Raw genomic sequence first — 15,943 nt, forward strand, 5'->3', positions numbered from 1 at the left:
ATGACAGAAAGTAGAACAAAAAAAACATTAAGAAATACATGGTTTTCTTTCATTTATAAAATATCAGATGTAGTATTAGCATTTATTCTTAGAACAATCTTTATACACACTCTTGATAAGGCATATTTGGGCTTAAATGGATTATTTACAAATATTATGACGGTGCTATCTTTAATGGAGTTAGGAGTTGGTTCGGCAATAGTATTCTCTCTTTATAAACCTTTGGCAGAAAAAGATGGTGGAAAAATTGCGGCATTAATGCAAATTTATAAAAAAACTTATAATATAATAGGTATACTTGTATGTGTAGTAGGTTTAGTAATAACACCATTTTTGAAATATATTGTTAATTTACCAAATAATGTAAGCGATATTTATTTGATTTATTGGTTATCAATTGCTAATACTGCTGTAACGTACTTTTTAGCATATAGACGATCATTATTAATGGCTGATCAAAGAAATGATATTAATATTAAGAATCAAATTATTTTCCGTTTTACAAGATTTATTGCTTTAGCAATTATTTTAGTCACAACTCATAACTTTATTTTGTATTTGATAGCAGATGTTATTAATACACTGATTTCTAATATTAGTATAACATGCACAATAAAAAAGAAATATGCATATGTAGATAAAGCTGTAATTGAGCCTTTAACAAAAGAAGAAAAGCAAGATATAACTAAATATATGGCTTCAGGCATTTTTTCGAAAATAGGGCAAACTATTGTAACAAGTACAGATAATATAATTATTTCAACTTATCTAAATACTTTACTTGTTGGGATTTATTCAAATTATAGTATGGTTATCAATGGATTTGATACAATGATTTATTTGTTTTTTTCAAATATTACAGCTTCTATTGGTAATTTTGCCTTAAAAAAAGAAAAAGAAGATTCAGAAAAATTATTTAAGAAAATTAATTTTGCGAATTATTTGCTAGCATTTATTGTCACAATATGTATGTATAGTCTTATATCACCTTTTATTGAAATGTGGCTTGGGAAGGATTTTTTATTATCAGAAATTACTGTAACAATAATTGTTCTTAATTTTTATATTTCAATTAATCAATATTGTATTGCAAATTTTATGGGAGCTGTAGGAAAATTATATTACATAAATCGTTATAGAAGTCTTATAGAGGGTATAGTTAATTTATTTTCATCAGTTATATTAGTAAAATATACTAATCTTGGAATAACTGGAGTTTTTCTTGGAACAACAATATGTTTTTTAAGCGGACGTGTTTGGATGGATGCACATACAATATATAAGCATTGGTTTAAAACGTCATTTAATAACTATTTAAAAATGTATATTAAGCGACTTGTATTTTGTTTTGTAATTGCGCTATGTAGTAAATATATTATAAAAAAATTTCTTTATTTAGTTGGATTAAATTTCTTTACATGGTTATGCTCAGCTTTAATTTGTTTAATTATATCTGGGACAGTATTGATTCTAGTTTATGCGAAAACTGACGAATTTAAATATTATCTTAATTTAATTAGGAATATAAAAAATAAAATATAACATTGGAGGGAGACCTAAATGACACAATTTAAAGATAAAACATTATTAATTACCGGAGGAACTGGTTCCTTCGGTAATGCAGTATTAAACAGATTTCTAGAAACTGATATCAAAGAAATCAGAGTGTTTTCTAGAGATGAATTAAAACAGGATAATATGAGACATGAATATCAGGCTAAATATCCTGATGTTTTTCATAAACTTAAGTTTTATATCGGTGATGTTCGTGATATAAACAGTATTAAAAATGCAATGCATGGTGTTGATTATGTCTATCATGCTGCAGCTTTAAAACAGGTACCATCTTGTGAGTTTTTTCCAATTGAAGCTGTTAAAACAAACGTTTTGGGTACTGAAAATGTCTTAACTGCAGCAATTGAAAGTGGAGTCAAAAGAGTAGTATGTCTATCAACAGATAAAGCAGCTTATCCTGTAAATGCAATGGGAACAAGCAAGGCAATGATGGAAAAAGTAATCGTAGCTAAGTCTAGAACAGTAGATCCAGATAAAACAGCAATCATGTGTACAAGATATGGAAATGTATTAGCATCAAGAGGTAGTGTAGTACCTCTTTTTATTAACCAGATAAAAGAAGGAAATGATTTAACTGTAACCGATCCAACGATGACAAGATTTGTAATGACATTGGAAGAAGCGGTAGATTTAGTATTATTTGCATTTGAAAACGGAGAAAGTGGAGATATCTTTGTACAGAAGGCACCAGCATGTACAATTGAAGTATTAGCTAAGGCGGTAAAGGAATTGTTTAATGCCGATAATGAAATTAAAGTAATTGGAATTAGACATGGTGAAAAGATGTATGAAACACTATTAACAGATGAAGAATGTGCCAATGCAATTGACTTGGGAAATTTCTATCGAGTACCGGCTGATAAAAGAGATTTGAACTATGACAAATATTTCTTTGAAGGAATGGTGAAAAATACATTAACACAGTTCAATTCAAATAATACAAGACTGATGACCTTAAAAGAAGTAAAAGAAAAATTAATGGAAGTCAAGTTAGTAAGAGATGAACTGAATGAATGGGAGAATAAATAAAATGAAAATCTTAGTAACAGGAGCTAAAGGTTTTGTGGGACAAAATCTTGTGGCTTCATTAAAAAATATCAAAGATGGTAAAGATCGAACTAGACCATCATTAAATATTGAAGATATCTATGAATATGATACCGACAGTGATGAATCACTGTTAGATACATACTGTAAAGACTGTGATTTTGTCTTTAATTTAGCTGGAGTTAATCGTCCTAAAGACCAAAGTGAATTTATGAAAGGTAACTTTGGTTTTGCCAGTAGGCTGTTAGATACATTAAAGAAATATGATAATAAATGTGGTGTGATGCTTTCATCATCTATTCAGGCAACATTGATTGGGCGATATGCAGACAGTGATTATGGAAAAAGTAAACTTGCAGGTGAAAATCTGTTTTTTGATTATGCAAATGAAATAGGTACAAAAGTATATGTATATCGTTTTCCTAATCTGTTTGGTAAGTGGTGCAGACCAAATTATAACAGTGCGGTAGCAACATTCTGTTACAATTATGCTCATGATTTAGAGATTCAGGTAAATGATGCAAGTGTTGAACTTGAATTATTATATATTGATGATCTAATTAATGAAATGCTTGATATTTTAGAAGATAAAGAACATCATTGTATATTTGACGGAGTTGATGCAATTGAAGATAAAGACGGAAAATACTGTTATGTACCGACAACTCATAAAGCAACATTAGGTCATATTGTTGAACTGTTAGACAGCTTCAAAGCACAGCCAAATACCTTAGTTATGCCGGAAATTCCAAACAACAGTTTTGCAAAGAAACTGTACAGTACATATTTATCATACTTACCAGAGGAAAAAACAATATTTCCTTTGAAGATGAATATCGATGAAAGAGGAAGTTTTACAGAATTACTTAAAACAAAAAACTGTGGACAGTTTTCAGTCAATATCAGTAAACCAGGGATCACAAAAGGACAGCACTGGCATCACAGCAAGTGGGAGTTCTTTATTGTCGTATCGGGACATGGACTGATTCAGGAAAGAAAGATAGGTAGTGATGAAGTAATTGAGTTTGAGGTATCAGGTGATAAGATTGAAGCAATTCATATGTTACCAGGATATACACATAACATCATTAATTTATCAGATAGTGAAGATCTAGTAACAGTAATGTGGGCAAATGAATCATTTGATCCTGATCATCCTGATACCTATTATGAGGAGGTATAACTAATGGAAATAACTACAGATTATTCAAATGTTAAATGGCAAGAAAATGATAAATTAAAATTATTGATTATTGTAGGAACTAGACCTGAAATTATTAGATTAGCTGCTGTAATTAATAAATGTCGTAAATACTTTGACTGTATCTTAGCTCATACTGGTCAAAACTATGATTATAATTTAAATGGGATCTTCTTTCATGATTTAAAACTGGATGATCCTGATGTCTATATGAATGCAGTTGGTGATGATCTTGGTGCAACTGTTGGCAATATCATCAACTGTTCTTATAAGCTTATGAATCAAATCAAACCAGATGCATTGCTTATCTTAGGGGATACTAACAGCTGCTTAAGTGCCATCAGTGCTAAAAGATTGCATATCCCTATCTTTCATATGGAAGCTGGAAACAGATGCAAGGATGAATGTCTGCCAGAAGAAACAAATCGAAGAATCGTTGATATTATTTCAGATGTCAATCTGGCATACAGTGAACATGCAAGAAAATACTTACATGAATGTGGACTGCCAAAAGAAAGAGTATATGTAACAGGTTCACCGATGGCCGAAGTATTACATAATAATCTAGAACAGATCAAATCATCAAAGATCTTAGAAAAACTGAGTCTAAAAGAAAAAGGCTATATTTTATTAAGTGCTCATCGAGAAGAAAATATCGATACTGAAAAAAACTTCTTATCGCTGTTTAATGCTATCAATAAAATGGCAGAAAAATATGATATGCCAATATTATATTCATGCCATCCAAGAAGCAAAAAAAGACTAAAAGAATCAGGATTCAAACTAGATTCAAGAGTAATTCAACATGAACCGTTAGGATTTCATGACTACAATAACTTACAGATGAATGCCTTTGCAGTAGTAAGTGACAGTGGAACATTACCAGAAGAAAGCAGTTTTTTTACATCAATAGGGAAATCGTTTCCAGCGATCTGTATACGAACAAGTACAGAAAGACCAGAAGCGTTAGATAAAGCGTGCTTTATCTTAGCAGGGATAGATGAAAAATCATTATTACAGGCAGTAGATGCAGCAGCAGAGATGAATGATAATAGTGATATAGGAATACCGGTACCTGACTATATAGAAGAGAATGTAAGTACAAAGGTAGTAAAACTGATACAGTCATATACTGGAGTAGTTAATAAGATGGTATGGAGAAAATATTAATGTTAACCTAGTTTAAGACTAGGTTATTTTTTTGCTTGGTAAACATGTTGTACATTTATTGTGATTTAAAGAATATGAGCGTATAAAATTAAAAATAAGATTTATCGAGATATATTAAAGATTGAAATTCAACTAAAATTTTATTGTAAATATATAATGTAGCGGTGGTAAGCAAATATAATAAGGCAATTTAAAATAACCTAGGGTTTTAGACACTAAATCAAAACGGGGTAAAAAGTCACTCAGTTTTTTGCATCTTTCAGTCTCATATATTATATTTATCTAAAACATTTAATAAAAGTGCCTTTTTATTGGATTTGCATTAGATGATAATATGAATTAAGACTATATAATTAAAAAACATTTTAAATTATTATCATTGTAGGATAGGATGTTTTTATTTTAATAAAAAGTGTAAGGCGCGCAGGTCCTTACACAACGTATGTATATATTAGAATAAATATGTTTTGTTGTAAAGGTTTATTTGTATTTTTATCAATATTTTTGATAAAATTTATGTTAAAGAGCTACAACCTGTATAAATTAAAAGAATTATAGAAAATAACCTATAATTCTTTTAATTTAGAAACAACATCAAGATTTATACTGTATTTATATGGTTTGTGTTGTTGATCAATTTTAATAATATTATTTTCATGATTAATTTTTTTGATTATTGCTCGAATGCTTTGTTCGCTGTAGTTAGTGATTTTAACAAGTTGCGTCATTGTAAAACCTTCAATCCCAAATAATGTGACTTGTAAAATTAATTCAACTAATGACTGGTATTTAGAATCAACGTATTTACATAATTTTTTTACCGTATAATTGTACACATTAATCGTATCTTCAATTTTTTCTTTCAATTCTTGAAGACCTGATAAATATATTTCTAAAAAATAAATGATAAAAACAGTTAAATCACTTTTATTTCTAATATCATTTGTCAAAGTGAAGGCTTCATAATATTTTTTGTTATTATGTGTGCAAGCAATAGAAAACTGAAGTGCACATAATATATTTAAATGATTAGCTAAATAACCACTTGCTAAAAATCTACCCATTCTGCCATTACCATTATAAAAAGGATGAATATATTCAAATAAATAATGAAACACAGCAATTCTTATTAAAAAATTAATATTTTCATTATTAAGTATTTTTAATGATTTTTCAATCATGTCAATAATATTATTTTCTCCCACAATTCCTTGATGAATAACTTTAGTTCCAGAACTAATTTCAACACTACCTTTTCTAAATATCACACCATCAGGTTTATCTTTTTCATCTTCGTTGATAACATCTTCAAGAAGAATTTCATCATACAATGCTCTAATATCCGATACTGAATTTAATTTTAGAAATTGTTCTTTCCTTAGTTTTTCATATTTATTAATCATTCCTGAAAATCTTTTATAATTTTTAGGAGTATTATTAATAAGCATATCTTTTAATTCTTTTCGTGTACTATATATCCCCTCCATTTGATTAGAACTTCTAATTTCCTCGACAAGGGTGCTAATGATTAAATATTCTTTTGCTAAATTTGGTAATGCATCAGAAGCCATAGTTTTTTCTAACCATGTATTTAGCATATAGATTTTATCAAGCAAAGATAAAATTTCATCATTGATTAAGTAAAAACATTCATATTCGTTATTTAATTTTATTTCTAAATGATTAGTTGTTTCACTATTAAATCTTTTAAAATATAATTCATTACATTTGTTTTCATCAATATGAAACATCTTTTTTAATTGTATATATTTCATAATATTTTCCTCTTTTTTTATATTATTATCATAACATATGAAAATAATCAAACATTTTTTTCATATGTTATATTTTTAACTATTAATATATACTATTTTTCTTATAAATTTATAATTAAAAATACCTAAAAGGTACTATTTATGAAAAATAGATAATAGATTTGATTAGTGTATAGTCTAAAAACTAAATATCTTGATTTGTTTATCTAAATTATTAAGAAGATCAACAATTTATTAATACGTTTAATGATTTACGGTTATAAACTTAATAATCAAGATATTAAAAATATTAGTGAATGTTCTATACTTAAAGTTAACTATATAAAATTCAAGTGATTTTTATGAAAAAGTTTGAAAATATTTAAATGCTGAGTTTTATAAGTTAACTAATAAGTTTTTTGAAAAGTGAATATTGATTTGTAGTTTTTGGGCATGACAAAAACAATCTTTACAGGCTTATTTTTAAAATTTGTATATAGCTATTTATTATCTTAATGGTTCATGATTAAATTCTTGATCTGTAGATAAGAGGTGATAAATAATTTTAAGCAATTTCCTTACACAATGTCCTTGAGCACAACGATGTCCTTTACCTTGGGAAATTTTTAATTGATAGTATTGTTTAAATACAGGGTTATGATTAATCACAGGAAGTATAATTTGATATAAGGTCTTCCTTAAATATTTCGATCTTTTCTTGGTAATTGCCTTATGTTGTGCATTAAATTGACTTGATTCGTAGTGTAAGGGAGCGACTTCTGCAAATTTTATGATTCGAGAAGATTTAGAATAGTTGTATCAGTGCAGTATCTTATCGCATAAGAAAGATTTATCACGATTTTGACTATGTTTAACAGGGAAAATATAAAAAAATAGGCGAAGGTTAATACAAACATAAAATGTTCGTAGAGCTATAAAATAAGGCTTTGCAGATATTTAAAAATGTTTAAAAAGAAATCTAAGATTTAAAGATAGTTTAATGATTAATGATTTTAAAAATTATAATAAAAAGGTGTGAGGCGCGCAGGTCCTCACACAACGTACCACTATATTACTATAGATTTTACTTTTTGTAAAGATTTATTTTATATTTTTACACATAAAAATTGTAAAATCAAATGTAGTATTATAAGTGCGATTAATTTTTCTAATTATATTTTTTATTTCTTTTTTTAAACGAATGGAAGTATTTGAATCGTTCAAAAGAAATGATGCCCAGGCTGAAATACCATAATAACCGATAAAATAAATCGAATAACTATATCCTTTAACATGATAAGGAGATTTTTTGCCAAGAATATTTGAATGATGTGATATCTTATTTCTAAGCATTTGGATTGCTTTTAAATATGTTCTACATGGATCAAAAGCTGAAGTAGCTTTTTTATAACTTTTTCCTTTCATAAATTCGTTAAGTTTCGCAGTTGTAAAGCATTCAATTAGTCTTACTAAAGTACCAAAGCTAACATAATTAATAATAACCCAAAGAGGTATTATTTTTTGATAATCATTAAGATGATGTTTTATAGCCGGATCTTCTTTCATTTTATATATATCATTGAAAAGCTGCTTACTAATATTCTTATTAAAATTAGTATCAGCTATAAATTTGATACGATTATCATTTTTACAATAATTTTCTTCTAAAATCACTGTTTTGTTTGTTTCATCTAATTTAAAAGTTACTCCATCATTTTCATGGCAAAGATTAGCAATATGAGCACGTAGTGACTGTTCGATAGTTCTAATTTCATTAAAAAATAGAAAAGATAACTCTTTATCTAATTCATATAAAGCAATTAGTTCATTTGAACGATGATTATTATAATTATCCATTGTTTTATCATAATTATCTAATAGAAATCTATAGCTTGTTAAATGATAATAGGTTGTCTTTTTCTTAAGAAAATCATAAAGCATTTTAGAATCATCTAAGATAAGATTTCTATTTTCTAGTTTTTGTATACGATTTTTGATATCTAAAGATTTTTTATGAATTCTAGTTGTATTCATGTATATAAATCACTTCCTTATGGAAATTATATCATTTTATAATTCTATAATCTAATATATGTTTAATTTTGCAAAAGAAAATACAATAATTAGACTAATTGAAATTTAACTTCCACTGATGATAACAGAGGAGGGAGGATTAGTTTTACAATTTATAATTTTAAAGATGGTTTAATGTTATAAATTATAGTAAAATAATTATATAAATATTGATGATATGGTGATTTAAGATGAAGAATGTTTTAGTGATAGGAAATGGTTTTGATATAGCACATGGTTTATATACTAAATATATTGATTTTTATAATTTTTGTAATGCAATAAAAAGAGTTATTAATGATAAAAAAGAAATAGCTATAAGAGAAGATATAAAAGAAGAATTATTAAGATCTGAATTTATGAAATCAACAGCTAATATTATTAATAATAAAAAGATAGTTAATGATGAGGTATTAGAGAAAATGATGAATATTTGTAAAGATAATTACTGGTTAAATTGTATTGAAGAACGTAATTTATCTAATGATCCTCACTGGTTTGATATTGAAGGAGTTATTGCTGATGAGATTTCTAAATTGTCATATGTGACCAATAATTTTGATAAAATAGCTTTTTCTCGGCATAATGTAATTTCAAATGAAAATAGAGAAATATTAAAGATGTATGATAAAATTATAAATCAATCAGAAACTGATAACTATAAATTGTCAATATACATATTTAAAGAAAAATTGCTATCTGATTTAAATGATTTAACATGGATGCTAGAAATTTATTTATCAAAGTTTTTAAATAGAAAATCAAAAACATACAAATTTTTTGAAACATTAAATATCGATTATATAATTAATTTCAATTATACCGATACATATAATAAACTTTATAAAAAAAACATCCCAACTCACTTTATTCATGGGAAAATAAGAAATAATGATAAAGATGCCGTGAATATGGTCTTTGGTATTGGTGATAGTATAAATGAAGATGATAATAATTATGAATTTATTGAATTTCAAAAATATTATCAAAGAATTATTTATAAGACAGGTAATGATTATGCTAAATGGTTAGATAATGATGAAATAATGAATATTTTTATATTTGGTCATTCAGTTAATGAAGTGGATGGGGATATTATTGAAAGATTAGTTACAAGGAAACATACAAATATTTATATCTATTATTATGATCAACAAGCATTAAATAGCATTGTTGCAAATCTAACAAGAATTTTAGGTAAAGATATGATTATTGATTATACTAACAAAAATAAGATTGTATTTTTAGTAAATGATATTAATAATTCATTTAATATTTCTAAGGATACATTAATAGTGAATCATAAAGAATTAATAGAAGTATAGATATGTAATAATAATTAATGTTCAAAATCTTTCATATTTTTATTTATAAATATAAACGTTTACCATGAGTATGATATACTATATTTTATAGATAATAATTTACATATTGTATTATAGAATAGGTGGTAGATGATGAATAATAAAATAATGTATGATTCTTTTGAATTATTATATGTATATATAAAAAAGATAGATCGATGTTTTGAAGATACGTATTTTAGTTTTACAAATGATTATGATATAGAATATGACTATGATAATAAAAGATTAAAAATTGTTAAAAAAGATGCTTCTGTTTTAACAAATTTTTTCAGTAATAAAATTAAATCAATTAATTTAATAGTAGGTAAAAATGGTTGTGGTAAAACTACATTATTTGATTTATTAGGTTTAAAAAGAGTAGACCGCTATGAATTGTTTACTTTTGATAACAAAGATAGAAAAACAGGTTGGTTTGCTCTATATAAATGTGGAAGTACTAATGAATTTTATGTTGAGGGATTTAATCCTGAATTATTGTTTAAACCACAAGAATTGATAAATGATCAAATGATTAATCAGTTATATGCAATTCATTTTTATTATGATTTTGAAACAATGATGATGCATGAAAAATTCTTTTCAAATAGCGACACACATATTAATTTATCCTTTTTATATTACCACAAAGAAATAATCAAATCACAATTGTTACCGAATAAGAAAATAGTCACTAGTGCTGGAGATCCGTCCTATTTAATTAACCGTAAATATATAAAAACAGGTAATTTAGCTAATCTATATTATTTAGCAAGCAATAATTATAGTTTCTTTAAAGAAGTAGAAAGTAATAATTTAAAAATTATGATAAAATTTATCAAAAATAATAATTATCAGTTTGTTGAATTATCTGAAATATTAAAAAATAAATTTAGTAATTTAGAATATTTAAATTTAAAAGTACAAGAGCGTTATCGTTATATTTTATTAAAAAACATTATTTTTGAAGGATATAAAATACTTGAGAATAGTGAAAAAAGAAATGAGTATTTATTAGAAATAAAAAACATCGATAAAGATCTAACAACGATTACAAAAATAAATTTAATGTGTAGCATTGCCTGTGGATACATAAAAAAATATGGATACAACTTTTTAAGTTATAGTTATTTAGATACTCTTTGTCAAAAAATTAGTGAATTGCCAGATAGTTATTTAAAATACAAATGTTTAAAATATCAAAATGACAGTCATTATGTTGATGATTATTTAGGAATTGAAATTAATTTAAACGAGCAATTTAATCAAAATATATATGATGTCTTAGAACTTTATGAATTGCTTTGTAATCATCTTAATTTTGATAACTTAAAAAAATTTGTTCAAATTCATTTAAACAATAATATCAGTGAAGGAGAACTCCAATTAATAAATACTTATTCAGGTATTTATTATGCATTAACTAATGAATACAAAAATCAAAAATCTGCAATTATTTTATTAGACGAACCTGATAAATCATTTCATCCAATGTGGATATCATCTTTTATTGATAATTTAGTTAAATTAGTTGAATCTATAGATAATGAGATGCAATATCAATTTATTATCTCTACTCATTCACCATTTATGTTATCTGATATACCTAAAGATTATATTACATGCATTGATATTGTTGATCATCAACGAATTGTAAGTAAAGCTAAGAAGTCTTTTGCTAGTAATTATTATGATATTATTAAAGATACATTCTTTTTAGAAGATAGTGTAGGGATGTTTGCTAAAAGGAAAATAAATGAGATGATTGAAGTAATTAATAATATTGATAATAATATAAATGAAAAAAATTTTAAAAGAATTAATGATATGATATCAGTTATTGATGATGATTATTTAAAAAATATTTTGCATAGTGAACTAAATAAAAAAATATCTAATTTTAATCAAAAAATAGCGCTTGAATTAGAACGAGAAAATCTAATAAAACGAATTAATGAGATTTCTATGAAATTAGGTGAATTAAATTATTAAATTAGATATCAAAATATATGATAAAATTAAGGATGATTATTTTAATGAAATAATTAAAGAAATTAAAAATAATTATGTTTCTAGTAATAATTGTTATTTTAAAAATGTTTGTGTAAGTGATTTTTTTGAAGATAGTAAAGGTTTTAGTGAAAATAAAATAAAAAAGATTATTTTTATGGATTTTGTAGATATAAATAATAATGATTCACTTTTAACAAACTATTTAAAAACAGGTTTATTAATTCGTTATAGTGATTTTAAAATAGATAATGCTTTAAAGGATTTAAATCAATCCATTACCCAAACTAATCGATATACTTATCGGCAAAATTATATAAGAATATATTTTAATGATTGGATAAATGATTATTTAATTAAATATCCTGATTATTTTAAAAATGATAATGAGTTTAAAAAACTAATTAATGCAATTAATCAAAAATATGATAAATTGAATCAAGAATTTATTAAAATAATCAAATATGATTACCTTAGTTCATCATTGCGACATAAACTCATTACATCAAGTGGTATTACCGTATGTCCATATTGTAATCGTCAATATATTTCATATTTTAGTAATAAGGGTGTAAAATATACAACAGCTGATTTAGACCATTTTTATCCAAAATCTATTTTTTCACTATTTGCTTTATCTTTGTATAATTTTATTCCAGCATGTCAAATTTGTAACCAAAGGTTTAAAAAGAAAAAAGTGAAAAAGATCTTGTATCCTTTTAAAGAAGGATTTGATAATAATGCTAAATTTGGTTTAAATATACATGATGTAAATAGTTTTTATGGTAAAAACGATAATTTTGATTTAATGCTTGAAGTTGATGATAATTCTTTAATCAAAGAAGAAATTATTAATAATAATGAAATGTTTCATTTAGATTCATTGTATCAGCATCATAAACCATATGTTCAAGAATTATTAATGAAAAAGAATTTGATTTATACTAATAGTTATTTTGATATGATGAGTAAAACTTTTAAAAAACTTAATCTTTCAAAAGAGCAGTTAGATATCTTTTTATATGGCTATAGTTTTGATGATGATATAAATAAAGATAAAATCTTAAGTAAGCTTACAAAAGATATATTAGATAAATAATTATTTTATGTATGATTGAATAAATCGATATATTTTTTAGAGTAGATTTTTGTAGAAGAACTATAACGAATAAAAAGATGTATAAGAAAGAAAAGACTGTATAATAACCTTTGAAAAAGTTATTATTACAGTCTTTATTTTCTTGATAAATCTTTTCTAACAGCTTTATCATAATCTTGAATATTTTTATAACTTCATTAATTTGCTGAGTTTCTTGTGGATTAAATAAATACTCAACTATTTTTGTAGGAATAACAATAATTGCACTTATAACTGAGGCGAATGCTGTAATCAAAGCAATAATATTATTGTTTAGAAAATATAAACATATAAAAAATCCAATAACAATTATTAGTAAAATAACAAGTAATCCAATTAGAAAAATTTTTTTATTTGATTTATTACTATCTAATGTATCTTTTAAATATTTTGAATAATTTTCTAAAATAGTTGAATATATTTTATTTCTGTCATCTAATTCTTTTTCATCATTTTCTTTGTGAGGTAAATCTTTTGAAGAATTAATATGGGTTAAATCATCAATTACATTATTACCAGAAAACTCACTTAATCCATTGTTAAGATTATTCATTATCCAACTCTAATTCTTCAATTCGGATTCTTACTGCTGTTTCAGGAACATTAAAAATATCTGATAGCTTTTTAATAATTGTTTCTTTATCTTTTTTGTCTTTTAAAAGAGCTTTATATGTATTTGAAAAAGAACTAGCTGGCATGAGAAATGAAGCTGCAAAACGATTAGCTCTTAATTCACTATCTGTTTGAGATTCATTAGTTCTATATGAATTAGAATATTCTTCTGATGAGTCATTTATATAATCTAATATATAATGAGCTATTTCATGTGCTAGGGTAAAAAGAATATGTTTATCAGTATCTTGATTATTTAAGATAATAACTTTATCGCTACCATATTTTTTTCGAAGTTTATTAGAAATACCAATTGTTCCAGAAAGGTTTCTATCATCGAATCGAGCTGTGAATACTTTAAATCCCATAGCTTTTGCAATTTAAATAATTGGAGTTCTTTCATTTTTTTTGAATAATCCATATTCAGGATTATTTAAAAATTTATCTAATAGCGTTTGAGCATCATTATCTATTTCTTTTAAATTAAAAAAATTGGAAAAATCTTTTCCATGCTGTTCTTGATAATTTAATAATTCTATACACATCCATATCACTTCCCTCCACCTCCATCAAGATTATATCTCTTGACGATTAAAAATATTGTCAATGTGTATTTTATAGAAACGAAAAACGATACTATAATAAGCATCGCTAAGTTGAATCTAAAATATTCAATTATTTAATTAGGTAATATTAGATAATTTATAGAAACAACATAGTGAGTTTTTAATAGTTTATTATATCATAAGCTTTCTACAAGCATTGTATCATGATAAAAATTAAAAATAAAGATAATTGATTTAAATATTGAATTATATTGTTATTTTAGTTTAAAATCAGAGATTTAATCTATTTGTTTAACCGATTTGATCACCTCATTATCATATATTTTTTTAGTGATCATTTTTCTTTTTTATTTATATTTGTGATTAAAAATGTTGTATTTTATAATAGCTTATAAAATCATGAATGTATCAAAGATGGTATCGTTTATTTTAAAATTTATAAAAAATAATAATTGAATAATATTTACAAAATCATCACATTTAAGAGATGATTATCTATTTTACAATCAATGTAAGCGCTTGTATAAAGTTGTTGAAAACAAACAAAAATTATCATATCATATAATTAATAGATATTGATTTTAGTACTTTTAAACAATAAAAATAAAGAGAGGGGAAAGTAATTTATGGATAGTTTGATAAACAAAATAACTTTATATGATTTAACAGCAATGACTTTACCAGGGGCAATTTTATCATTAATAATCATTAGTTTAGTACCTAATGAATTTAAACAAATTTATAAAGCAATTGATAATGGTTTTATTATTGGGATTTTATTTTTTTTAATAAGTTATTGTATTGGATGGATATTATCACAGCTAAGTAAATGTTTATTTTATATGGAAAAAAATTATAAGAAAAAATATTCTCTTTCATTTATACCAATAATAATTTTATTAATTAGTATGATTATTATGGCTTGTTTTTTTCAAGGCGATAATAGTTATTGTATAAAGTTATTTGTTTCAACAATAATTATTATTTTATATTTTATTTGTATAATATTATTTCCAAATAAACAAAAAGATAAAGAAAAAATACAAAATGATTTTTTGATTAAAGAAGGTTATAAAGCATTAAAAGAGTATTATGGAGATAATAATTTAACTGAAGAAAACTTAGTAAAATATTTAGCACCATTAGTACATGGTCTAATTCAAACTGATCAAAAATATATTAGAATTCATAATTATAGTTCTTCTAAATCATTTTCAAAAAATTTAGCTGGAGCTTGTTTATTTTTAGGAATATATTTTTTATATAATTTTTTATTATCTAATGGAATAAGATTTGATATTATTTATTTTTTGGCATATTTATTAAGTATTATTGCAGTTATTGTTTTACAGTTTAGATATAAGTTTTTTGAAGATAAAATGAATATCTTAAATATAACATATTTTATTGATTTTGTGAAAAGTAGAAAACAATGAATAATAAAAGAGGGGGAA

Annotated in this window: 13 protein-coding genes and 1 pseudogene; 8 read left to right on the forward strand and 6 right to left on the reverse strand. The window is 24.6% G+C overall.

Going from position 1 to position 15,943, the window contains the following annotated elements; genetic code table 11:
• The 4 genes from NQ543_RS03995 to wecB are packed head-to-tail and all read left to right on the forward strand — an operon-like array spanning window position 1 to window position 4,993.
• Complete coding sequence (locus NQ543_RS03995; protein WP_004610417.1) at window positions 1-1,542, forward strand: lipopolysaccharide biosynthesis protein; 1,542 nt, start codon at window positions 1-3, stop codon at window positions 1,540-1,542.
• Between the two features lie 18 nt (window positions 1,543-1,560).
• Window positions 1,561-2,604 (forward strand): nucleoside-diphosphate sugar epimerase/dehydratase, encoded by a 1,044-nt coding sequence (locus NQ543_RS04000; RefSeq protein ID WP_004610418.1) that lies wholly within the window; start codon window positions 1,561-1,563, stop codon window positions 2,602-2,604.
• A 1-nt stretch (window position 2,605) separates the two neighbouring features.
• The gene (locus NQ543_RS04005) at window positions 2,606-3,805 is read left to right on the forward strand and encodes a polysaccharide biosynthesis C-terminal domain-containing protein (RefSeq protein ID WP_039904666.1); all 1,200 of its coding nucleotides are present in this window, start codon (window positions 2,606-2,608) and stop codon (window positions 3,803-3,805) included.
• Window positions 3,806-3,808: 3 nt separating this feature from the next.
• Window positions 3,809-4,993, forward strand: a complete 1,185-nt coding sequence (gene wecB / locus NQ543_RS04010; RefSeq protein WP_004610420.1) for a non-hydrolyzing UDP-N-acetylglucosamine 2-epimerase — start codon at window positions 3,809-3,811, stop codon at window positions 4,991-4,993.
• A gap of 566 nt (window positions 4,994-5,559) precedes the next feature.
• Here wecB and NQ543_RS04015 read toward each other — a convergent pair.
• The 3 genes and pseudogenes from NQ543_RS04015 to NQ543_RS04025 all read right to left on the reverse strand — a co-directional run bounded on the left by NQ543_RS04015 (window position 5,560) and on the right by NQ543_RS04025 (window position 8,781).
• Window positions 5,560-6,768, reverse strand: a complete 1,209-nt coding sequence (locus NQ543_RS04015) for a Fic family protein (protein WP_004610421.1) — start codon at window positions 6,766-6,768, stop codon at window positions 5,560-5,562.
• A 486-nt stretch (window positions 6,769-7,254) separates the two neighbouring features.
• Window positions 7,255-7,563, reverse strand: a pseudogene (locus NQ543_RS04020) (transposase); the annotation flags it as partial.
• Between the two features lie 285 nt (window positions 7,564-7,848).
• A complete protein-coding gene (locus NQ543_RS04025) occupies window positions 7,849-8,781 on the reverse strand; it encodes an Abi family protein (RefSeq protein WP_004610423.1) in 933 nt (310 codons plus the stop codon).
• A gap of 230 nt (window positions 8,782-9,011) precedes the next feature.
• On the opposite strand from NQ543_RS04025, the gene NQ543_RS04030 reads away from it, so the two are divergent.
• The 3 genes from NQ543_RS04030 to NQ543_RS04040 all read left to right on the forward strand — a co-directional run bounded on the left by NQ543_RS04030 (window position 9,012) and on the right by NQ543_RS04040 (window position 13,272).
• Window positions 9,012-10,145 carry an AbiH family protein gene (locus NQ543_RS04030; protein WP_004610424.1) on the forward strand — a complete coding sequence of 378 codons (1,134 nt, stop codon included), beginning with the start codon at window positions 9,012-9,014 and terminating at the stop codon, window positions 10,143-10,145.
• Between the two features lie 132 nt (window positions 10,146-10,277).
• Window positions 10,278-12,155, forward strand: a complete 1,878-nt coding sequence (locus NQ543_RS04035; RefSeq protein ID WP_039904554.1) for an AAA family ATPase — start codon at window positions 10,278-10,280, stop codon at window positions 12,153-12,155.
• 175 nt (window positions 12,156-12,330) lie between these two features.
• Window positions 12,331-13,272 carry a hypothetical protein gene (locus NQ543_RS04040; RefSeq protein ID WP_004610426.1) on the forward strand — a complete coding sequence of 314 codons (942 nt, stop codon included), beginning with the start codon at window positions 12,331-12,333 and terminating at the stop codon, window positions 13,270-13,272.
• Here the strand turns inward: NQ543_RS04040 and NQ543_RS04045 are convergent.
• The 3 genes from NQ543_RS04045 to NQ543_RS04055 are packed head-to-tail and all read right to left on the reverse strand — an operon-like array spanning window position 13,247 to window position 14,468.
• The gene (locus NQ543_RS04045; RefSeq protein WP_004610427.1) at window positions 13,247-13,864 is read right to left on the reverse strand and encodes a hypothetical protein; all 618 of its coding nucleotides are present in this window, start codon (window positions 13,862-13,864) and stop codon (window positions 13,247-13,249) included. The genes NQ543_RS04040 and NQ543_RS04045 overlap by 26 nt on opposite strands.
• Entirely contained in the window at window positions 13,857-14,291 is a 435-nt protein-coding gene (locus NQ543_RS04050; protein ID WP_004610428.1) for an ImmA/IrrE family metallo-endopeptidase, read from the reverse strand. Before NQ543_RS04050 ends, NQ543_RS04045 begins: the two co-directional genes overlap by 8 nt.
• Window positions 14,292-14,303: 12 nt before the next feature.
• Window positions 14,304-14,468 (reverse strand): hypothetical protein, encoded by a 165-nt coding sequence (locus NQ543_RS04055; protein WP_004610429.1) that lies wholly within the window; start codon window positions 14,466-14,468, stop codon window positions 14,304-14,306.
• A 647-nt stretch (window positions 14,469-15,115) separates the two neighbouring features.
• On the opposite strand from NQ543_RS04055, the gene NQ543_RS04060 reads away from it, so the two are divergent.
• Entirely contained in the window at window positions 15,116-15,925 is an 810-nt protein-coding gene (locus NQ543_RS04060) for a hypothetical protein (protein ID WP_004610430.1), read from the forward strand.
• Window positions 15,926-15,943: the final 18 nt, after the last annotated feature.

This window comes from Thomasclavelia spiroformis DSM 1552, assembly GCF_025149465.1.
Lineage (GTDB): Bacteria > Bacillota_I > Bacilli_A > Erysipelotrichales > Coprobacillaceae > Thomasclavelia > Thomasclavelia spiroformis.